This is a genomic window from Amycolatopsis sp. NPDC001319 (assembly GCF_042896185.1).
In the GTDB taxonomy this organism is placed as follows: Bacteria; Actinomycetota; Actinomycetes; order Mycobacteriales; family Pseudonocardiaceae; genus Amycolatopsis.
Genome location: NZ_JBIAWY010000001.1, coordinates 17,240 through 36,092, shown reverse-complemented (window position 1 = coordinate 36,092; position 18,853 = coordinate 17,240). Strand labels below are relative to the sequence as shown.

Below are 18,853 nucleotides of genomic sequence, written 5' to 3'. Positions count from 1 at the left end.
TCGGCCGGGCCTTATAGTTGCCGTCACCCAATGGAGTTGCCTTTCTGACAAACCCGTCGGAAATGCACCAGAATGCTGACGTCCATCCGAGTGCCCGTACCCCGGAGGTACCTCCCATGCTGCGCACCGCCGAGCGACGCGCGACCTCGCCCGCCGATGAGCTGCTCGACCGCACGGGCATCCTCGCGGCGAGCGTGCCGCGCGGGCGCCGCAGCCCGGAGGACACCCAGCCGATCCCCGTGGTGCCCGCCCTCCTGCCCATCGCCGGCGACGGGGTCGCCCTCGCGCCTCTCGCCACGGCGCCGCTGCGCCCGCGCGCCGTCGCCCGCCGCCGCACGCGCGGCTGGGTCGCCGGCACCGCCGCCCTGGCGCTGCTCGCCCTCGGCTGGTTCGCCGGCGGTCTGTTCTCGGGCTCCTTCACCGGCCACACCACCGACGACGTCGCCGTGCCCACCGACCAGCACGAGCTCGTCGCCCCGGCGGCCCCGGCCGCCCCGCCCGTTCCTGCCTCGACGCCCGCCGCACCCGCCGCACCCCCGGCCGCCCCGGTGACCGTGTACGTCCCGGTCCCCGACCACCAACCCGCCGCGCCGGCGAAACAGCACGTCGCCAGCCGCCCCACCACCCCCCGCACCTCCGCCGGCGGCTCCGACCACCGCCCCACCTCCACCCCGGACGACGAAGACCTCCGCTCCGACACGAAGTCCGACCCGGCCAAGTCGCCGGCTGCCAAGGAGTTCGACCAGTACATGTCGCAGTGGCAGCCGTGGATCGACCTGGCGGACCGGATGTCGCGTCGCTGACCAGCAGTTTCGTTCGGCCGGGACGGCTCGCGGCCGCCGGGCTCGGGCCGCGCCGGACGGTGTGCCCGCGAGCCGCGCGACCCCGGTCAGCCGGGAGGCTGGCAGTCATCTGGCAGCCAGACGAGGTCCACAACGCGGCGTGCGCGCGAGGTATGAGGCCCGCGCTAGTTGTCGGCGGCCGGTTGCCGCAGGCCTCGTTCCGAATTTGCGCTGGAGCGGTTGCCGCTGGGGCCGCTGCTTGGACGGCTGGGAAGCACGTAACCACGCGGCGCGCAGTGGCTGACTGGCACGGCCAGGGGGTCGCGAGAGGCGGCGTGTGCGCGAGCGGCTAGGCCGACGCCAGGTGTCGGCGACCGGTTGCCGCCGGCCCATTCGGAACCTGCGCTGGAGCGATTGCCGCTGGGTCGCTGACCAGTGGCTCAGCTGGCCAAGAAGCACGTGACCGCCCGTGGCGCAGCGGCTGACGGCGCTCGGCCCGGGTTCGTGGGAAGGCGCGCGCGGCGAGGCCGTGTGCCTCGCCGGTTGTCGGGCCCGAGAGCCGGTTGAGACGTGTTGCGCCGGAGCACTCGCGCTCGGGCCACTGCCCCACAGCCGACCCCGGATTGGCGCGTGACCCGTAGCCCCAGCCGGGGTCAGCCGATCCAGGCGTACTCGTGTTCGGGGCGGCCCGTGGCTCCGTAGCGGAGGCGCATTTCCACCGCGCCCGAGTCGGCGAGGGCGGTGAGGTAGCGCTGGGCGGTGGCCCGGGCCATGCCGAGTTCGGCGGCGATCTCCGCGGCCGACAGGGGCGCGGCCGAGGTGCGTAGCTGTTCCGAGACGAGCCGGGCCGTTGCGCTGGATTGGCCCTTCGGGGTGGCGGCGCGGTCCTGGTCGTGGAGGGCGCGGTAGGCGCGGTCGACGTCGTCCTGGGTGAGGGGGCGGTCGGTGGTCACGTGGGTGCGGAAGCGGGCGTACGCGGTGAGCCGTTCGGAAAGCTGGCGCGTCGTGAAGGGCTTGATCAGGTAGTTCAGCGCGCCGGCGCGGATGGCGGCGGTGATGGACGCCGCGTCGGTCGCGGCGGAGAGGACGATGGTGTCCGTGGCGAGGTCCGGCAGTACGGACAGGCCGGGTTCGTCGGGCAGGTAGACGTCGAGCAGCACGAGATCCGGCGTCAGCTCGCGCACGCGGGCGCGCGCCTCCGCGGCGGTGTGCGCGATGCCCGCGACGGTGAAGCCCGGCACCTCCGCGACGAACCCCGCGTGGACGCCGGCGACGCGGAAGTCGTCGTCGACGATCAAAGTGCGGATCATGAAGAAGCCTCCACGAGCAGATCGGGCAGTTTCGCGACGAACAACGCGCCCGCCGCGTCGCCTCCGGCGTCGGCGAGCCAAACGTCCCCGCCGCGGGCGCGGGCCGCCTGGCGCGCGAGGGCGAGGCCCAGACCGTGGCCGGGCGTGAGTTTCGTCGAGACGCCCTCGTCGAACAGTGTGTCACGCAACGGCTCCGGCACGCCCAGCCCACTGTCCACAACGGACACGTGCAGCGCCGCGCCCTCCGCGAACAGCCCGACCTCCACCGTCGCCGGCCGCCGCGGGCCCATGCGGGCGGCGTGCAGCGCGTTGTCGACCAGGTTGCCGATCACGGTGGCCGTCGCGACGGGATCGGTCACCGAGCCGCGCACGAACGAGTCGTCCGCCAGCTTCAGCTCCACGCCCTTTTCCAGCCCCTGCTCGGATTTCGCCACCAGCAACGCCTGCAGGTACGGGTCGCGCACCGCGTCACCGCCCAGCGGAGCCAAGCGCGCCGACGTCGTCTCGGTCAACGTCTGCAGGTACTCTTCGGCCTCGGCGTGGTGCCCGAGCTGCAACAGCCCCGACAACGTGTGCAGCCGGTTCGCGAACTCGTGCCGTTGCGCGCGCAGGCCGTCGGACAGCGACCGGATGCCGTCGAGCTCACGGCTGAGCGTGTCGAGGTCGGTGCGGTCGCGGAAGGTCAGTACGGTCCCCAGCGCCCGATCCTCGCCCTGCACCGCGCGCGAGTTCATCACCAGCACGCGGTTTCCCGCCACCGCAAGGAGATTGTCCACAGGCTGCCCCTCCACCACAGCCTTGCGCACCCGCGGCGACAGCTCCAGTTCGTCCAAAGTGGCCCCCACCGGCAGGTCGATCCCCAGCAGCCGCTCGGCTTCGTCGTTGCGCACGGACACCCGCCGCGAACTGTCCACCGCCAGCATCCCCTCGCCGATGCCGTGCAGCACGGCTTCCCGTTCGTAGAGGAGCTCGGTCAACTCGTGCGGTTCGAGGCCGTGGGTGACGCGGCGCAACCGGCGGTTGAGCAGCGCGGACGCACCGCCGCCGAGCAGCAGCGCGCCTGCGGCGAAGGCCAGGGTGATCAGCAGCAGCCGGTTGAAGTCCTCGGTCAGCTTGCCGACTTGGTACCCGACGCTGACCTCGCCGACCACCCGCGACCCTTGCCAGATCGGTGTCTTGCTTCGCACCGAAAGTCCGAGCGTGCCGCCGTCGAATTCGCTGATGACATCGTTGCCCGCCAGCGCTTCCTCTGCCGAGGTGCTGACCTTGTCGCCGATCTCGGCCGGCGTCGGGTGCGCGAGGCGAATGCCGTGATCGTCGGTGATCACCACGAACAGCGCGCCGTTGACCCTCGACACCGCGCCCGCGCGGGCCTCCAGCGCCCCACCCTGCCGCCGCGCCGCCGCACCCGCCACCACCACGGGGTCCGTCGCCACCGACTTCGCGACCGCCAGCGCCCGCTCGCCGTACTGCTCCGTCAACGTCGACCGCAGCTGCCAGCTCACGAGAGCGACACCGAGCCCCACCACCAGCACCACCACCCCGATCTGCAACAGCAGGACCTGGCGGGTGAACCGCATGCGTTCGAACAACGCCCACTTCGGCATGGCAGGCAACATACCCCCAGCTCAGGGCCGTGCGCGAAATGAGCAAAACGTGGAGAACGAGCAGAGCGCACGCAGAACGTCGACAAGCTTCCCGGGCTCTTGATGCGCTCTTAACCTCCGTCGCAGTCCCCACCGTGACGAAGGAGTCACCACGATGGCGCCACCCCTCATCGAACTCGAGCACGCGACGAAAAGGTTCCCCAGCGGCTCCGGATCCGTGCACACCGCGGTCCGCGACCTGACCATGACCGTGCAGCCGGGCGAGTTCGTCGCCGTTGTCGGTCCGACCGGCTGCGGCAAGTCGACGACGTTGTCCCTGGTCAGCGGCCTGCAGCCCGCGTCGGCCGGCAGCGTCCGCGTGAACGGTGCCGAGGTGACGTCCATTCCGGACGGTGTCGGCTACATGTTCCAGACCGACGCCGTGATGCCGTGGCGCTCGGTGCTCGACAACGTCGCCTCCGGCCCGCGCTTCCGCGGAGTGTCCAAAGCGGACGCTCGGGAGAAGGCCCGCGACTGGATCAGCCGGGTGGGGCTCGAGGGTTTCGAGAAGTACTACCCGCACCAGCTTTCCGGCGGCATGCGCAAGCGCGTCGCCCTGGCGCAGACGCTGGTCACCGACCCCAAGATCCTGCTGATGGACGAGCCGTTCTCCGCGCTCGACGTGCAGACCCGCGCCCTCATGCAGGACGAGCTGCTGCGGCTGTGGTCCGGTTCCGGCGCGGCGGTGATCTTCGTGACGCACGACCTCGACGAGGCCATCGCGCTCGCCGACAAGGTCGTGGTCCTGACCACAAGCCCGGCCACCGTGAAGGCCGTCTTCGAGATCCCGCTGGAGCGCCCGCGCAAGGTCGAGGACCTGCGCCTCACCGAGGAGTTCCGCTCGATCTACTCCGACATCTGGGAATCGCTGCGCGGCGAGGTCGACAAGGCCCGCCAGAAGGGGGCGACCAGTGTCGCTTGATCTGATCGTCCCGCCGTCCAACCCGAACCCGCGGATCGAAGACGAAGCGAGCATCATCGCGCGGCAGAAGCTCAAGTCCAGCGCGCGCCGGCGCAACATCTGGTTGCTGCGCCTGGCGATCGTCGTGGTGTGGCTCGGCAGCTGGGAGCTCGCCGGCCGCTACTGGATCGACCCGTTCTTCTACTCGATGCCGTCGAAGATCTGGGAACGGCTCGTGGAGTGGTTCACGACCGGCACCGACTTCGGCTCCATCTGGTACCAGATCCTGGTGACGGTGGAGGAAGCCGTGCTCGGGTTCGTGCTCGGCGCGATCCTGGGTGTGGTGTTCGGGGTCGTGCTCGGTCGCAGCCAGTACCTGGCCGACGTGCTGGCGCCGTTCATCAAGGCCGCCAACGCTCTGCCGCGCATCGTGCTCGCCGCGTTGTTCGTGATCTGGTTCGGCCTCGGCATGTCGTCGAAGGTCGCGACGGTCGTGGTGCTCGTGTTCTTCGCGGTGTTCTTCAACGCCTTCACCGGCGCCCGCGAGGTCGACCGCAACCTGATCGACAACGCGCGCATCCTCGGTGCCTCACGCTGGTCGGTGCTGCGCTCGATCGTGCTGCCGAGCGCGACGTCGTGGATCCTCTCGTCGCTGCACGTCGCGTTCGGGTTCGCGCTGATCGGCGCGGTCGTCGGCGAGTACACGGGTGCCAAGGCGGGCATGGGGTTCCTGATCTCCAACGCGCAGGGCACGTTCGACACCGCCGGTGTCTACGCCGGCATGCTGATCATCACCGTGGTCGCGCTGCTGGCCGAATGGGGCATCGGCACGGCCGAGTCGCGGCTGCTGCGCTGGCGGCCGCAGGTCGGTGCCCAGGCCGGTGCGGTGATCTGATGCGTCTGAAAAGGACACTCGCGGTCGCCACCGCGGTGCTCACCCTCGCCGGTGTCACGGCGTGCCGCGATTCGCGTCAGATCGACCTCGGCAACGGCGGCAAACCGCACCTGAAGATCATGATCGGCGGCATCTCCAAGGTCATCTACCTGCCGGGCCAGCTCGCGCAGCAGCTCGGTGAGTACGAGAAGCAGGGCCTCGACGTCGAGCTGTTCGACCAGCCGTCGGGCGCCAACGCGGAGACGTCGTTGCTGGCCGGCGAGGTGCAGGCCGTGGTCGGGTTCTACGACCACACCATCGACCTGCAGGCCAAGGAGCAGTGCCTCACGAGCGTGGTGCAGTTCTCGAACGTGCCGGGTGAGGCGGAGATGGTCGCGTCGGCCGAGGCGCCGCAGATTCAGTCCGGAAAGGACTTCCGCGGCAAGAATCTCGGTGTGACGTCGCTGGGTTCGTCCACGGACTTCCTCACGAAGGCGCTCGCGAGCCGCGGCGGGGTGGACGGCAAGGATTACACGCCGGTGAAGGTCGGCGCCGGGCAGACGTTCATCTCCGCGCTGCAGCAGGGTTCCATCGACGCCGGCATGACCACCGACCCGACGATCGCGCAGCTCACCAACACCGGCCAGGCCAAGATCCTCTACGACATGCGGACGGTGGAGGGCACGCGCGCCGCCCTCGGCGGGCTGTATCCCGCCAGCTCGCTCTACATGAGCTGCGAGATCGTGAAGCGCTACCCGGACATCGTGCAGAAGCTGGCCAACGCGTACGTGGATTCGTTGCGGTGGCTCAAGAACCACACGGCTGAGCAGGTCGCGGATGTGATGCCGCCGTCGTTCGCGGGCGGGGACAAGGCGTTGTACGTGAAGTCCCTCAAGGACAGTCTGCCGATGTTCACTTCGGACGGACGCATGGATCCGGCCGGGGCGCAGAACGTGCTCAACGTGCTCGGCGCCTCGTCGAGCAACGTGAAACCGAAGAAGGACCGGATCGACCTCTCGAAGACCTACACCACCCAGTTCGTGGACGCCGCGCTCACGCGCTCGGCGCGGTAGTCCACCCGTGTCCGTCCTTCCGCGCGGAGGACGGGCACACCGTGGCGGCCGCCTCGCCTTCCCGGGGCGGCCGTCACGGACTTCGGTGTACAGAAGGGAAATTCGGGACATATTGGTGAAGTTTTCCCGAGATGTGAATACCCTTCGAAAGTAGCTACCCACCTGCTCACGCGGATCCAACACTTGTTACCGGTGCGCACCGCCTGTAACACCCCGAGTCCCCATCGGTGATCAGATTGGATCCGCATGAACTCCCTCCTCTCCTCACGGACCGCGCGGGTGCTGGCCGTCACGGCGGCCGCCGCGGCGAGCATCGCGGCCGCGGCCGGCGTCGCCACGGTCAGCACGCCGTCGTTTGGCTCGTTCCACGGCCAGAGCTTCTCGGGCGGCAACTGGGGCGGCTACGTGAGCTTCGGCAGCTTCACGACCGCGACCGCGAGCTGGACGGAACCGTCGGTGACCTGCCGGTCGAGCAACGACCTGTTCGCCCCGTGGGTCGGCATCGACGGTGACGGATCGTCCACTGTGGAGCAGACGGGCGTGGCGACGGACTGCTCCAGCGGCCGTCCCGTCTACCAGGCCTGGTACGAGATGTACCCGGCCGCGCCGGTGTACTACTCGTCCTCGTCGGCCCCGGTCAGCGCCGGCGACCACATCTCCGCGACTGTCACGCGCACCGGGACGAACACCTACAAGCTGGACATCAGCGACACCACGAAGGGCTGGTCGAAGACGATCAGCAAGTCGCTGACCTCCAAGCACTCCTCGGCCGAGGCGATCATCGAGTCGCCGACGGACTCGTACCCGTCGATCTCGGGCGGGATCTCGTTCACCGGCGTGAAGTTCAACGGGCAGAGCCTCGCGTCGACCAGCCCCGAAGGCCTCGACGCCGACGACCGAGGCACCGGCACGTTCAGCCCGGGCGCCATCGGCTCCGACGGCCAGAGCTTCACGATGACGCGCCACTGACGTCAGGTCCGGTCCGCGGGGGTTCTCTCCGCGGGCCGGGTCAGCGTTTGAAGCCGTACGACCGCTCGACGCGCGCCACCCGGACTTCGAACTCCTCGTACCAGTCGGCGCGGCCCCGCCGGCGGCTCTCGGTGTGCTCGACGTTCCTGCGCCAGCCGGCGATGGCTTCCTCGTCGCGCCAGTACGACACGGTGATGCCGAGATTTTCGTCCCGGGCCGACTCCTCGCCCAGGTAGCCGTCCTGCTCCGCCGCGAGTTTCGACATCTCGGCGGTGCGCTCGGCGTAACCGTTGTCGCCTTCGGTGCGGCGGGAGGTGAAGATGACCGCGTAGTACGGGGGCTCGGGCATGCACCGGGTATACCTGGTGCCCGGGGTGCGCCGCGAGTGTTTATCCCCGTAACGCGCCGACCGCCCACGCGAACACCATCACGGCGAGCAGCAGCGACACCCCCGCCTGCACCATCATCGTCAGCTTCGCCCAGATCCGCAGCGGCATGACGTCGGTGGGGCTGAAGGCCGTGGAGTTGGTGAAGGACAGGTACAGGTAGTCGGCGTAGCGCGGCTCCCAGTCCTCGCTCGTGAGCTCGGGGCTGTCCATCTGCGGGAACTGCAGGTCGGGGTACTCCGCCCGCCCCTTCGCCCGCCGCGCCGGCCCGCCGCGGTCGAACTCCCAGTACCAGAGCGAGAAGACGACGATGTTCGTCCAGTACACGATCGCGCCACTCACCAGCACCTGCGGCGCGTCCCCGCTGAACGACCCCTGCACGATCCCCAGCACCAGCCGCACCGCCGACGCCGCCGTGGTCGCGCTCACCACCGCCAGCAGCACCAACGACACGATCCGCTCGACCCTGCTGAACTCACCCATCCGCCCGGGCTGGATCAACAACAACGCGACGAGCAACAGCACCGACACCGCGGGCAACAGCCACCACGGCCTCAACACCACCCGGTCCGGCAACGCCAGCTGCAACGCGAGCGTCCCCACCACCACCCCGGCCGCCGGCCACCGCGTCTCCCCGGCGGTCGCCCTCCGCCACGCCGGCAGGGCGCCGCCTGCATCTGAGTCCACGGGGGTCACGGTAAGGCGGAGGGCGTGGTGGTGCAGCACGTGGTGGGTGGGTGGGGTGTTTGGGTGGGTTGCGATTTGCTCGTTGGGTTGGGTTGTGTCGGTGTGGCTGGAACCTGCCCCAACGAGCTCTCCGGCCGCGGGGCAAGCCCGATGCGAACTACACCACCGCCGCGAAAGCGTCATACGCTCGCTGATCGAACAACACAAACCGCACAAACTCGAACGCCGAAGTGTCCGCCTCCCGGACCGTCGACACGGCGATGCGCGCCGCGTCGTCAAGTGGCCAGCGGTACACACCCGTCGAGATGGCCGGGAAGGCGATGGTCCGGGCGCCGAGGGAAGCGGCCACGGCGAGGGAGTTGCGGTGGCAATCGGCCAGCAAAGAGGAGCGGTCTTCCGAAGAAGACCACACCGGGCCCACCGTGTGCACGACCCAGCGGGCCGGGAGGCGGCCCGCGGTGGTGGCCACGGCCTGGCCCGTGCGGAGTCCCTTGCCGTAGTGGCCGGCGCGCAGGGCCCGGCATTCGGCGAGGATTTCCGGGCCGCCCTTGCGGTGGATGGCGCCGTCGACGCCGCCGCCGAGGAGGGAGGAGTTGGCGGCGTTGACGATGGCGTCGACGTGTTGTTCGGTGAGGTCGCCGAGCGTCAGTTCGAGAGGGGCCATCCGAACAGCCTGTCACGAAACCGTCGCATCTCCCGACGGGAGGTGGCGGCCGACGTCGGCGCGGCCCCGGGCGCCCAGCTTGCGCAGGACCTTCGCGACGTGTTGCTCGACCGTGCGTGGTGACAGGAACAAGCCGTCGGCGATTTCGCGGTTCGTGCGGCCCTCGGCGAGCATGCGGGCGACCTCGCGTTCGCGCGGAGACAGCTCGCGCCCGTAGCCGCGGCGGCCGCGTTGGGAAGGGGCCCAGGCGCCGTGCTCGCGGAGCAGGTGGTGGCAGCGGCCGGCATCGCGCGTGGCGCCGAGGCGTTCGTAGGCGCGGGCCGCAGCCGCGAGGGCGTCGACGGCCGGGCGTTGGCCCGCCAGCAGGCGCAGGCAGGCGGCGCGCTCGACCATCGACGTCGCCAGGTACGGCATCGGCAGGCGGGCGTACGCGACGGCCGCGGCGTCGAAGCCCGCGGCCGCGGCGAGGTGTTTGCCGCGGGCGCCCGTCAGGACCGCGCGGCCCGCGGACAACGCTGCGCCGGCCACGGGTGCGTCGCGGCCGGTGATGCCGCGCGCGAACTCCTCCACGAACGCGTCGGCGTCCGACCAGCGACCCGCCCGCGTGAACGCTTCGGCCGCCGCCGGCACGAGGGATGCCGCCCACACCCAGACGCCCTTGCGGCGCGCGGCGTCCACGGCGACGTCGGCGACAGCACAAGCGCCGGCCACGTCGTCGCCCGCCAAAAGCACCCCGATCTGCACCGACGCGGCCGAAAGCACCACGGGGATCGGCCCGTCGGCGGGCACCGAGGCGCGCGCCAAATGCTCAGCAGCCGTGGCGAATTCACCGCGCACGGCCGCCAAACCGCCGAGCACCAGCGAAGTCTCCATCACGATCGGCCCCAGCTCCGGGTACCGCGAGCGCACGTCCTCCGCCGTCTCCGCGAGCTCGTCCCACTCGCCGCGGAACCACGCCAGCCGCGCCTGCGTGCCCTGGATCAGGCCGATCGCGTACAGCGCACCCGCGTCCGAAGCGCGCCGCGCGCCCTCCTCGACGAGCCGCGTGGCCCGGTCGAGGTGCCCGGCCCACGACTGCGCGTCGGCCAGGTTGCACCACAGCCGCGCCAGCTGCACGCGCTCGGCCACGCTGTCGCCGACGTCCGGCAGCGCCTCGAACTCCGTCCACGCCGAGCCGTCGCCGATGTGCGAGGCGTTGGTGATCCGGTCGACGGTCAACGCCAGCCGCAGCTCCGGATCCGTCAGTCCGGAATGGACTTCCCGCGCCCGCCGCATCCAGCCTTCGTGCCAGGACAGGGGAGTGAGCCCGTCGATGGGTTGCGCCAGCAGGTTGATGCCGCGTGCCGCCAGCTCCGGGCGGTCCACGAGCTCGGCGACGGCGCGCTCCACCTCCTCGCGCCCGCGTTCCAGCCGTCCGATCGTGCGCACCAGCAGCAGGCCGAGCGACAGCCGGATCGTCCCGCGCACGGCCGGCGGCAACGGCCGGTCTTCCAGCACTCGCTCCAGCGTCTCGATCACGTCCGGGCGAAAACCGCGCAACGCGACCTGGCTCAGCTTCGTGGCGAGCCGGCCCACGTCGTCCGAAGCCGGCAGCACGGCCTGCAACAGGTCGATCGCGCGTGAGGTCTCGCCGTGGACGATGGCCTCGTCGGCCGCCGCTTCCGCGTAACGAAGCCATTTCTCCGTACGCCCGGCCGCGAGAGCGTGCTGCGCCAGCAGCAAGGACGACGGCGACGGCAACGCGCCCAGCACCCGCATCGATTCGGTGTGCAGCAACGTCCGCTCCGGGCCGCTCACCGTGTCGTACACGGCCTTGCGCGCCAGCGGATGCCGGAAGCCGTACCGGTTTTCACCCAGCTCGGCCACCAAACCCCCGGCCAACGCGGCCAGCAACGCCGCCCGCAGCGACTCCTCGCCGAGCCCCGCCACCTCGGCCAACGTCGTCGGCTCCGCAGGTACCGCCAGCACCGCCGCGGCCCGCGTCAGTTGCGCCGCCTCCTCCGGCAGCGCGGCCAGCCGCTCCGTCACGGACTCCCGCAACGGCGCCGGCACCTCCAGGTTCTCCAGCAGCCGATCCGACAGCCCCTCACCGGCCGGCAGCGGCACGTTCCGCAACGCCCGCAAAGTTTCCTCGACCACGAACGGGATCCCGCCCGTGCATTCGTGCAGCTTCGTCGCGAACTCGTCACTCACGCGCGGCAGCTCCAGCACGTGCACGGCCATCACCCGCACCGCCGCGACGTCCAGCGGACCGAGTGCGACGCGTGCGGTGTGGACACTCGGCGCCGCTCGCACCGGCGCGCCCAGCGGCCCCGGCCACGGCTGCGCGCCCGTGCGATACGCGGCCACCACGGCCAGCTCCGGCGGCAGGTCGGCGGCGAGGAACCGCATCAGGTCGCAGGTGCCCTCGTCGGCCCACTGCAGGTCGTCGACCAGCAGGATCGTCGGTCCACAAGCGACGAACAGCTCCCGCACGGCGCGGAACACGCGGTGCCGCTGCGCGCCCGGGTCGTCCAGCGGCTCGGGCGTCGGCGGCAGCCGGTCGGCCAGCTCCGGCAGCAGCGGCCGCAGCACACCGGCGACGGGGCTCAGCGGTCCCAGCGGACGCTCGCCCGCCGCGTGCAACGCCTCCAGCACCGGCCCGTAGGGGAAGGGTTCGCGCAGGGGCTGGCAAGTGCCGCGCAGCACGCGGCCGTCGGCGAACTCGGGCCGTTGCGCCAGCTCCGCCAGCAGGCGCGAGCGGCCCATCCCCGGTTCGCCCTCCACGAGCACGGCGGCCGGTCGGTGGGTTAATACCTCGGCCACCGCCGCGAGTTCCCGGTCCCGGCCCGCGAAAGCCGTCGGCCCGGTGCGCACGGTGACCGACGTCGGAAGGGAGACGGCCTGCCACATGTCGACCTCCCTGCGCGCTTGTCCGTTTCGTCGGGAGCCTAAGCAGCGTTCGGTCAGCCGTAAACCAGCCGACGACCTGCACCTCGGCACCCGGCTCACACGTCTGCGTACACAGCGTCACCGGTTGGCAGACGGATCTTCGGCCCAGGATCACCATGCGTACGAAACTTCGGGCATCCCCTCGTTCCAAGGGCGCATGACGCGTTCCGGCCGTTGAAAGAGCTACGCAAAGTAGTTGCCGGAATCCCTACTTATGGACGGTGCCGCGGGAGAAAATGAGGCCGATACGGCGTCTGGAGCAGGGCGTTGGGCCAAGGGGAATGCGTATACCTATCCGCGCCGAGCCCTTATTGCAGTGGACTGGACCACCCTGCACGCTCTCACCCCGGGGGAAGGGATGCGCCGCGCGGCCGCACCGGTGCCGCGCGTAATCACGAGGGAGAAGCATGAAGATCATCAGATTCCTCGGTATCGCCGCCGTCGCCGCCGCGACGGCGGGCACGATGGCCGCGGTCACGAGCCCGGTCGCGGGTGCCGCCTTGTTGAACCCCGACATGGTGCCGGCGATGCAGCGCGACCTCGGTCTCACCCACGACCAGGCCATCGCCCGGCTCGCCACCGAGGACTCCGCCACGAAGGTGGGCCAGGCGCTGGAAACCGCGCTCGGCGACAGCTTCGGCGGCGCGAGCTACGACGCGGCCACGGGCAAGGCGCGCGTCGGCGTGACCGACGCTTCGCTCGTGGAGAAGGTGCGCGCGGCGGGCGCGGAGGCGCAGGTCGTGCGCTTCTCCGAACGCCAGCTCGACTCCAGCGTGGCCAAGCTCAACGCGGGCGAGAAGACCGCGCCGCAGTCGGTCACGGCGTGGGGCGTGGACCCGGCGTCGAACCGCGTGACGATCACCGTCCTCAAGGGACAGCGGGCGGCCGCGGAGAAGTTCGCCCGCCAGTCCGGTGTGGACACTTCCTCGCTGGAAGTCACGGAGACCGCCGCCACGCCGCAGCTGCATTACAACGTGCTCGGTGGTGACGCGTACTACATCGGCGGCTCGGCGCGCTGCTCCGTCGGCTTCTCCGTGAACGGCGGCTTCCTGACCGCCGGCCACTGCGCCGCGCTCACCGGTGCCGGCCCGCTGACCGGCTACAACCGCGTGTCGATGGGCTCGTTCTCCAGCTACCGCTTCCCGGGCAGCGACTACGCGTTCGCGCGGGTCAACAGCAACTGGACCCCGGTCGGCCAGATCAACAACGGCACCCGCGTGTCGGGCTCCACGGCCGCCGCCGTGGGCGCGTCCGTCTGCAAGTCGGGCTCCACCACGGGCTGGACCTGCGGCACGATCCGCGCGAAGAACCAGACCGTGCGCTACCCCGAGGGCACGGTCACGGGCATGGTGCTCACCAACGCCCGCTCCGACAGCGGCGACTCGGGCGGCTCGTTCATCTCCGGCAACCAGGCGCAGGGCCTGCTTTCCGGCGGTGACACGGTGAACACGTACTACTACCCCGTCACCAACGCCCTCTCCGCGACCGGCACCACGCTCGTGCGCGGCTGATTTCCCGGTGAACAGAAGAAGGGCGGATCGAGTGCCTCCAGAGCACTCGAGCCGCCCTTCTCCCTGTACCGCCGCGGGATCGGCAGTCTTCGGGGTCAGACGTTGCTGATTTCCTCGATCAGCCCGTCGATGTCGAAGTTCTCGCTCTCGGTGCCGAGCGGAACCAGTTCGTAGGAGGACTCCAGGAAGTTCTCGATGTCCTCGCGCTCCAGCTCGAACGACGCGTACCCGTCGGGTGACTCGATCTCCAGCGTCAGCATCGCCGGGTCCTCGGACAGGTCGGGGCGGATGCGCACGTCGCCCAGCCCGGACGGCTCCTCGAGCCCGGTCACGAGCAGGTCACGTGCGAACGTCCACTCGATCCACCGGCCGCGCTCGGTCCGGAACGCCACGGTGACGGCGAACGGCTCCGAGCAGTGGTAGGACAGGCGGGACAGCACCGGCGTGGTGCTCTCGTTCAGCAACACGAACTGGGTCTGGTGTACGGCGTCGGTGTGCACGGCTGCTCCTGGTGTTTCCTCCGGTGGTTCGCGCCCTGCGAACTGGTCGGCAAGGAGATGATCAGCTTCGGCACTCGTGACGCCGGTTCGGCGCCATTCACGCGATCGGCTGCATCCGTCCTCTGTGGCGTAACACGGACCACATACCCCTTGCGTTCGACCGTTGACCGCCCGTCACCCGATTTCGCCCGAGCGGGCAGGAGGCAGGGGACTTTCGCGCATTGGTCACGGGATTGTCACGGACGGTCCGATGTAGACCGTCGCGCTCAGGCCAGCGGCAGCGTGAGCCCGACCTTCACCCGATCCATGGCCACGCTCGTGGTGAAGTGCCGGACGTTGGGGTTGTCGAAGAACATCCGCCGCGTGAACGCCTCGAACCCCGCCATGTCGGGGCAGGTCACGATCAACACGAAATCCGCCGTGCCCGTGACGTAGTAACACTGCTGCACGCAGTCGTCGCCCAGCACCTGCCGGCGGAACGCGTCCAGCACGGTCAGGTTCTCCCGCTCCATCTCCACCATGACGACGAACGTCATCGACAGCCCGAGGGCGCCGGGGGACAGCACGGCGACCTCCTTCTCGATCACGCCCGTCTCGCGCAGGCGCTTGATGCGGCGCTGCACGGCGGCGGCCGAGAGGCCCACCTTCGCGCCGATGACCTCGGCGATCGTGCGCGAGTCGGCCTGCAGGCAGGCGAGGATGGCGAGGTCCAGCCGGTCGAGGTCGGGAGTGAGCACGCTTCAGGCTAACCGGGTGCACCGACTCGACGCCTCGTCTTTACCGAGGCTCACCCACTGATCAAGAAGAGGTTCGCCCAATACCTCCTATCGAGCGAACGTGAAAGAGGAGGATGAGTGACGTGCACCACAACTGACCGGTCTACCCAGGGGTAGCCCATAGAAGTGGAGCGAGCCGGTGGAACCGCCACCCACCGGCCGGGGAGGTAATAACTGTGAGTCCTGTCGGGTTCCCACCTGGTCGTACCGCCGTCGTGACCGCGCTCGGCCGCGCGCTGCCCGAACGGGTCGTGACCAACGACGAGATCGCGCAGACCCTCGACACCTCCGACGAGTGGATCCGCACCCGCACCGGCATCCGCGAGCGCCGCATGGCCGCGCCCGGCGAGTCCACAGTGGATCTCGCCGTCGCCGCGGGCCGCGAAGCGCTCGGCGACAGCTCCGTCGACGCCGTGGTGCTCGCCACGTCCACGGCCGACCAGCTCTGCCCCGCCAGCGCGCCCCAGGTGGCGGCGCGGCTCGGGCTCGGCACGGCCGCCGCGTTCGACGTGAACGCCGTGTGCAGCGGCTTCGTGTACGCCTTGGCCACCGCGCAGGGCTTCATCGCCGGCGGCATCGCCAAGCGCGTGCTGGTGATCGGCGCCGACGTCTTCACGTCGCTGGTGGACCCGACGGACCGCACCACCGTGCCCATCTTCGGCGACGGTGCGGGCGCGGTCGTCCTGCGCGCCGGCGACTCGGACGAGCCGGGCGCGATCGGTCCGTTCGACCTGCACAGCGAGGGCGAGCTGGCCGACCTGCTGTGGGTCGAGGCGGGCGGCTCGAAGCACCGCTTCTCCGAGGACCAGCGCGACCACCACCTCGTCATGCAGGGCACGGCGGTGTTCCGCCACGCGTGCGCGCGGATGGCCGAGTCGTCGCGAGCTGTCCTGGAGCAGGCGGGCTGGATGGTCGGGGACGTCGACCGGTTCGTGGGTCACCAGGCGAACATCCGCATCCTCCAGGCGACGGCGAAACACCTGGGGCTGCCTGCGGACGCGGTGGTGGCCAACATCGACCGGGTGGGGAACACGAGCGCCGCGTCGATTCCGCTGGCGCTGGCGGACGCGGTGGAGGACGGGACGTTGGTGCCTGGTCACCGGGTGCTGCTGACGGCGTTCGGGGCGGGGCTGACCTGGGGTTCGACGTTGCTGACGTGGCCTGAGCTGGGTTAGTTCGTCCAGGCCTCGGTGGCTTGCTGACGGCCGCGCAGCAGGAGCGAGCCGTGCGGCTGCCAGAACTCGCGCTCACCGCCGAGCGCGGCTTTCACGGCGCCCTCGCTGGCCAGGATGCGTGACGGCACCGACTTCGCGTGCTCCGTGAGCCGCGCGGCCTCGTTCACGGCGTCGCCGATCACGGTGTACTCCAGCCGGCTCGACGTGCCCAGCTGACCCGCGAACACCTGCCCGCACGCGACGCCGATGCCCAGGTCGAGCTCGCCGTCGGCCACCACGGCATCACGGATCGCGCGGGCGGCGGCCAGCGCCATCGTCGGGGCGTCGGACAGGCGCGTGGGGGCGCCGAAGATGCACAGGGCCGCGTCGCCCTGGAACTTGTTGACCAGGCCACCGCGCGCGTCGACGGCGGAGACCACGCTGGCGAAGAAGCGGTTCAGCTTGGCCACGAGCTCCTCGGGCGGCGTGCGCGAGGCGAGCGCGGTGGAGTCGACGACGTCGACGAACAGGGCCGTGACCTCGCGCACGTCGCCGGACAGCGAGGCGCCGTACTCGAGGGCGTGGCGCGCGACTTCGGTGCCGACGTGCCGGCCGAACAGGTCCCGCATCCGCTCCTGTTCGCGCAGGCCGGCGGCGAGTTCGTTCACGGACGTCTGGAGCATGCCGATCTCGCTGGAATCGTCGACGCTCACGGACACGTCGGTGGTCCCGCGGGCGATCCGGTCGAGCGCCACGCGCAGGCGGTGCAGCGGCGCGGCGACGGCGCGGGCGAGCAGCGCCGTGCCGATGGCGCCCGTGGTGAGGCCGATCACGGACAGCGTGATCAGGCTGGCCGTCGGGTTGGCGCGGCTGACGTCGGGCGGCGTCGCGACCAGCAGCACGCCCACGAGCGGCACGCCGCTGGCCAGGGCCCACGTGACGATCAGCCTGGTCAGCACGGTGACGGGCAGCGAGCCGTGGGGCGGCGTCACGTCGAGCGCGATCGTCATCACGGGCCGCGCGACCCACTCCGCGGCGAGGTACATCAGGCCGACGGTGGTCAGCCCGCCGAGGCCGATCGTCAGCGCCATGCCGGACGCGTCGTCGAACGAGCCCAGCACGCCGGCCAGCGTGCCCAGCGTGACGGTGCCGATGAGCCACAGCGTGCCGCTGACCACCGCCATGTCCACGGGCAGCCGCAGCGCGCGCTTGGCCTCGTCCTCCGTCGGCGGGCGGCCGATCGTGAACCACACCACGGTGCGTCGCTGCAGGTAGGCGGTCCAGAGCGTGCCCACGAGGAGGCTCACGGCCACGATCCCGCCCGCCGTCAGGCCGAGGATCCACCCACGGTCGCCGACGTCGCCGGGCAGCCCCTGCAGGAACAGCAGCAACGCGACGACCGCCGACCCGGCGACACTCGACCCGATGCCGAGCGCGGCGAAGCCCAGACTGGTGCGCAGTACCAGCCGGAACCGCCCCGCCGTTCGCTTGCGCACGCCGCCGATCGTATGGGCTGGCGGATCTGTCTGCGAGAAAAGGCGTGGCAGCTCTCGCGGCCGCGTCGCTACCGTGCTGACTCATGCAACCCCTCGACGCCGACGCGATCCGCGCCTCCTTCGTGAACTGCTCCCGCGGCGAGGCCAAGTCCGTCACCCTCCCCGCCGACGTCCCGTGGGCCACCCGCGACTTCCTCGGCTGGCGCGACCCGAAGGCCCCCGGCCGGGCGTACCTGGTGGTGCCCCGCGACGGCGTCGTCGTCGGCCTGTCGTTGCGCGCCGCCCCGCCCGCTTCGTCGCGGCTGCGCAGCAACATGTGCGCCTTTTGCTCCACCACCCACGCCACCTCCGACATCACGCTGTTCACCGGCCGCCGCGCCGGCAAACCCGGCCGCGAGGGCAACACCCTGGGCACCTACGCCTGCGCCAACCTGTCCTGCAGCGCGTACGTCCGCGGGGAACTCAAGCCGGACGTCCCGCAACCCGTGGAAACCCTGTCCTTGGCCGAGCGCGTGGCCCGCCTGGAGGACAAGGTGCGGCGGTTCGTGGACCGGATCTTGGAACCGCACTAGTACGGGTGCTCGTCACGGGCATGTCGGGGGTGGGCAGGAGTGCGCTGCTGGCCGAGCTGGCTTCGCGCGGCTTCGTGACGGTTTCGCGACGGTTGATACTGCGGCCCGTACACCTCGACGGTGAACGGCTGTGGCGCTCGGACGTCATGGCTGAGGTGTTGGGCTCGTCGTCTTCGCAGTTCGTCTCGGGCACGGTGCGGAACCCGGCGCGGTTTCGGCGGTTGTTCTCGCATGTGGTGCTGTTGAGCGCCCCTGCGTCAGTCCTTGTTGAACGGCTCGCTTCGCGCACGTCGAACCCTTATGGGACGGACCCGGCGGAACTCGCGGAGACGTTGGGGTATCTGGAAACTGTTGAGCCGTTGCTACGCGCGTCGGCGACGCTTGAGGTGGTGACGACGGTTCCGGCGGGGGAAGTCGCGGATCTCGTTTTGGCGCATGCGTTGTGAGGTCGGGTGTCTGGTAGTGCTCTCAGTGAGTCTCGGCGGTCCTCACTGCGCTTGAGGTCCCGCACCGACGCTGCCGCCGGTTGCCTCGCCGTGGGATAGCTTGGTTGCGGACCGGGCGCACCAACAGCCCGACAGGCACCGACTTGTCGGCCCACACTGCCAAGTACCAACTCCG

Annotated in this window: 18 protein-coding genes; 9 read left to right on the top strand and 9 right to left on the bottom strand. The window is 70.4% G+C overall.

The annotated features are described in order from the left end of the window. Nucleotides 1–116: 116 nt before the first annotated feature. Nucleotides 117–803, top strand: coding sequence for a hypothetical protein (locus ACFY1H_RS00190; protein WP_386943557.1), 687 nt, complete (start codon nucleotides 117–119; stop codon nucleotides 801–803). Nucleotides 804–1,435: 632 nt separating this feature from the next. Here the strand turns inward: ACFY1H_RS00190 and ACFY1H_RS00185 are convergent. Together ACFY1H_RS00185 and ACFY1H_RS00180 are read right to left on the bottom strand one after the other, a co-directional pair. Then, a complete protein-coding gene (locus ACFY1H_RS00185) occupies nucleotides 1,436–2,092 on the bottom strand; it encodes a response regulator (RefSeq protein ID WP_366577292.1) in 657 nt (218 codons plus the stop codon). Then, on the bottom strand, nucleotides 2,089–3,699 hold the full coding sequence (locus tag ACFY1H_RS00180; RefSeq protein WP_386943555.1) for an ATP-binding protein: 1,611 nt from the start codon (nucleotides 3,697–3,699) through the stop codon (nucleotides 2,089–2,091). The genes ACFY1H_RS00185 and ACFY1H_RS00180 overlap by 4 nt, the downstream gene beginning before the upstream one ends. A 154-nt stretch (nucleotides 3,700–3,853) precedes the next feature. Here ACFY1H_RS00180 and ACFY1H_RS00175 point away from each other — a divergent pair, with 154 nt between their 5' ends. The 4 genes from ACFY1H_RS00175 to ACFY1H_RS00160 all read left to right on the top strand — a co-directional run bounded on the left by ACFY1H_RS00175 (nucleotide 3,854) and on the right by ACFY1H_RS00160 (nucleotide 7,555). Next, complete coding sequence (locus ACFY1H_RS00175) at nucleotides 3,854–4,660, top strand: ABC transporter ATP-binding protein (protein WP_366577294.1); 807 nt, start codon at nucleotides 3,854–3,856, stop codon at nucleotides 4,658–4,660. Nucleotides 4,661–4,712: 52 nt separating this feature from the next. Beyond that, the gene (locus ACFY1H_RS00170; protein ID WP_386944809.1) at nucleotides 4,713–5,534 is read left to right on the top strand and encodes an ABC transporter permease; all 822 of its coding nucleotides are present in this window, start codon (nucleotides 4,713–4,715) and stop codon (nucleotides 5,532–5,534) included. Beyond that, entirely contained in the window at nucleotides 5,534–6,586 is a 1,053-nt protein-coding gene (locus tag ACFY1H_RS00165) for an ABC transporter substrate-binding protein (RefSeq protein ID WP_386943553.1), read from the top strand. Before ACFY1H_RS00170 ends, ACFY1H_RS00165 begins: the two co-directional genes overlap by 1 nt. A 246-nt stretch (nucleotides 6,587–6,832) precedes the next feature. After that, nucleotides 6,833–7,555, top strand: a complete 723-nt coding sequence (locus tag ACFY1H_RS00160) for a G1 family glutamic endopeptidase (protein ID WP_366577300.1) — start codon at nucleotides 6,833–6,835, stop codon at nucleotides 7,553–7,555. Between the two features lie 40 nt (nucleotides 7,556–7,595). Here the strand turns inward: ACFY1H_RS00160 and ACFY1H_RS00155 are convergent, their stop codons facing one another. The 4 genes from ACFY1H_RS00155 to ACFY1H_RS00140 all read right to left on the bottom strand — a co-directional run bounded on the left by ACFY1H_RS00155 (nucleotide 7,596) and on the right by ACFY1H_RS00140 (nucleotide 12,184). Further along, nucleotides 7,596–7,904, bottom strand: coding sequence for an antibiotic biosynthesis monooxygenase family protein (locus tag ACFY1H_RS00155; protein ID WP_386943551.1), 309 nt, complete (start codon nucleotides 7,902–7,904; stop codon nucleotides 7,596–7,598). 40 nt (nucleotides 7,905–7,944) lie between these two features. Further along, on the bottom strand, nucleotides 7,945–8,604 hold the full coding sequence (locus ACFY1H_RS00150) for a hypothetical protein (protein ID WP_386944807.1): 660 nt from the start codon (nucleotides 8,602–8,604) through the stop codon (nucleotides 7,945–7,947). A gap of 181 nt (nucleotides 8,605–8,785) precedes the next feature. Continuing rightward, the gene (locus ACFY1H_RS00145; protein ID WP_386943549.1) at nucleotides 8,786–9,292 is read right to left on the bottom strand and encodes an O-acetyl-ADP-ribose deacetylase; all 507 of its coding nucleotides are present in this window, start codon (nucleotides 9,290–9,292) and stop codon (nucleotides 8,786–8,788) included. 12 nt (nucleotides 9,293–9,304) lie between these two features. Continuing rightward, a complete protein-coding gene (locus tag ACFY1H_RS00140; protein WP_386943547.1) occupies nucleotides 9,305–12,184 on the bottom strand; it encodes an AAA family ATPase in 2,880 nt (959 codons plus the stop codon). Nucleotides 12,185–12,630: 446 nt separating this feature from the next. On the opposite strand from ACFY1H_RS00140, the gene ACFY1H_RS00135 reads away from it, so the two are divergent. Then, on the top strand, nucleotides 12,631–13,734 hold the full coding sequence (locus tag ACFY1H_RS00135; protein ID WP_386943545.1) for a S1 family peptidase: 1,104 nt from the start codon (nucleotides 12,631–12,633) through the stop codon (nucleotides 13,732–13,734). Between the two features lie 95 nt (nucleotides 13,735–13,829). Here ACFY1H_RS00135 and ACFY1H_RS00130 read toward each other — a convergent pair whose 3' ends face one another. Further along, nucleotides 13,830–14,234, bottom strand: a complete 405-nt coding sequence (locus ACFY1H_RS00130) for an SsgA family sporulation/cell division regulator (RefSeq protein ID WP_386943543.1) — start codon at nucleotides 14,232–14,234, stop codon at nucleotides 13,830–13,832. Nucleotides 14,235–14,500: 266 nt separating this feature from the next. Next, nucleotides 14,501–14,971 carry an Lrp/AsnC family transcriptional regulator gene (locus ACFY1H_RS00125; RefSeq protein ID WP_360598817.1) on the bottom strand — a complete coding sequence of 157 codons (471 nt, stop codon included), beginning with the start codon at nucleotides 14,969–14,971 and terminating at the stop codon, nucleotides 14,501–14,503. A gap of 254 nt (nucleotides 14,972–15,225) precedes the next feature. On the opposite strand from ACFY1H_RS00125, the gene ACFY1H_RS00120 reads away from it, so the two are divergent. Continuing rightward, nucleotides 15,226–16,185 (top strand): beta-ketoacyl-ACP synthase III, encoded by a 960-nt coding sequence (locus ACFY1H_RS00120; protein WP_386944805.1) that lies wholly within the window; start codon nucleotides 15,226–15,228, stop codon nucleotides 16,183–16,185. Here ACFY1H_RS00120 and ACFY1H_RS00115 read toward each other — a convergent pair. Then, complete coding sequence (locus ACFY1H_RS00115) at nucleotides 16,182–17,660, bottom strand: adenylate/guanylate cyclase domain-containing protein (protein ID WP_386943541.1); 1,479 nt, start codon at nucleotides 17,658–17,660, stop codon at nucleotides 16,182–16,184. The genes ACFY1H_RS00120 and ACFY1H_RS00115 overlap by 4 nt on opposite strands. Before the next feature lie 83 nt (nucleotides 17,661–17,743). Between ACFY1H_RS00115 and ACFY1H_RS00110 the strand changes: the two genes are divergently transcribed. Both ACFY1H_RS00110 and ACFY1H_RS00105 read left to right on the top strand, forming a co-directional pair. Then, nucleotides 17,744–18,232, top strand: a complete 489-nt coding sequence (locus ACFY1H_RS00110; protein WP_386943539.1) for an FBP domain-containing protein — start codon at nucleotides 17,744–17,746, stop codon at nucleotides 18,230–18,232. A gap of 5 nt (nucleotides 18,233–18,237) precedes the next feature. Then, nucleotides 18,238–18,678, top strand: a complete 441-nt coding sequence (locus ACFY1H_RS00105) for an ATP-binding protein (protein WP_386943537.1) — start codon at nucleotides 18,238–18,240, stop codon at nucleotides 18,676–18,678. Nucleotides 18,679–18,853 lie beyond the last annotated feature (175 nt).

What these genes read in the sequence shown, in the direction of transcription:
- ACFY1H_RS00165 (WP_386943553.1), top strand. Translation starts at nt 5,534, where the DNA reads ATGCGTCTGAAAAGGACACTCGCGGTCGCCACCGCGGTGCTCACCCTC.
- ACFY1H_RS00160 (WP_366577300.1), top strand. Translation starts at nt 6,833, where the DNA reads ATGAACTCCCTCCTCTCCTCACGGACCGCGCGGGTGCTGGCCGTCACG.
- ACFY1H_RS00175 (WP_366577294.1), top strand. Translation starts at nt 3,854, where the DNA reads ATGGCGCCACCCCTCATCGAACTCGAGCACGCGACGAAAAGGTTCCCC.
- ACFY1H_RS00155 (WP_386943551.1), bottom strand. Translation starts at nt 7,904, where the DNA reads ATGCCCGAGCCCCCGTACTACGCGGTCATCTTCACCTCCCGCCGCACC.
- ACFY1H_RS00145 (WP_386943549.1), bottom strand. Translation starts at nt 9,292, where the DNA reads ATGGCCCCTCTCGAACTGACGCTCGGCGACCTCACCGAACAACACGTC.
- ACFY1H_RS00140 (WP_386943547.1), bottom strand. Translation starts at nt 12,184, where the DNA reads ATGTGGCAGGCCGTCTCCCTTCCGACGTCGGTCACCGTGCGCACCGGG.
- ACFY1H_RS00110 (WP_386943539.1), top strand. Translation starts at nt 17,744, where the DNA reads ATGCAACCCCTCGACGCCGACGCGATCCGCGCCTCCTTCGTGAACTGC.
- ACFY1H_RS00180 (WP_386943555.1), bottom strand. Translation starts at nt 3,699, where the DNA reads ATGCCGAAGTGGGCGTTGTTCGAACGCATGCGGTTCACCCGCCAGGTC.
- ACFY1H_RS00185 (WP_366577292.1), bottom strand. Translation starts at nt 2,092, where the DNA reads ATGATCCGCACTTTGATCGTCGACGACGACTTCCGCGTCGCCGGCGTC.
- ACFY1H_RS00190 (WP_386943557.1), top strand. Translation starts at nt 117, where the DNA reads ATGCTGCGCACCGCCGAGCGACGCGCGACCTCGCCCGCCGATGAGCTG.
- ACFY1H_RS00135 (WP_386943545.1), top strand. Translation starts at nt 12,631, where the DNA reads ATGAAGATCATCAGATTCCTCGGTATCGCCGCCGTCGCCGCCGCGACG.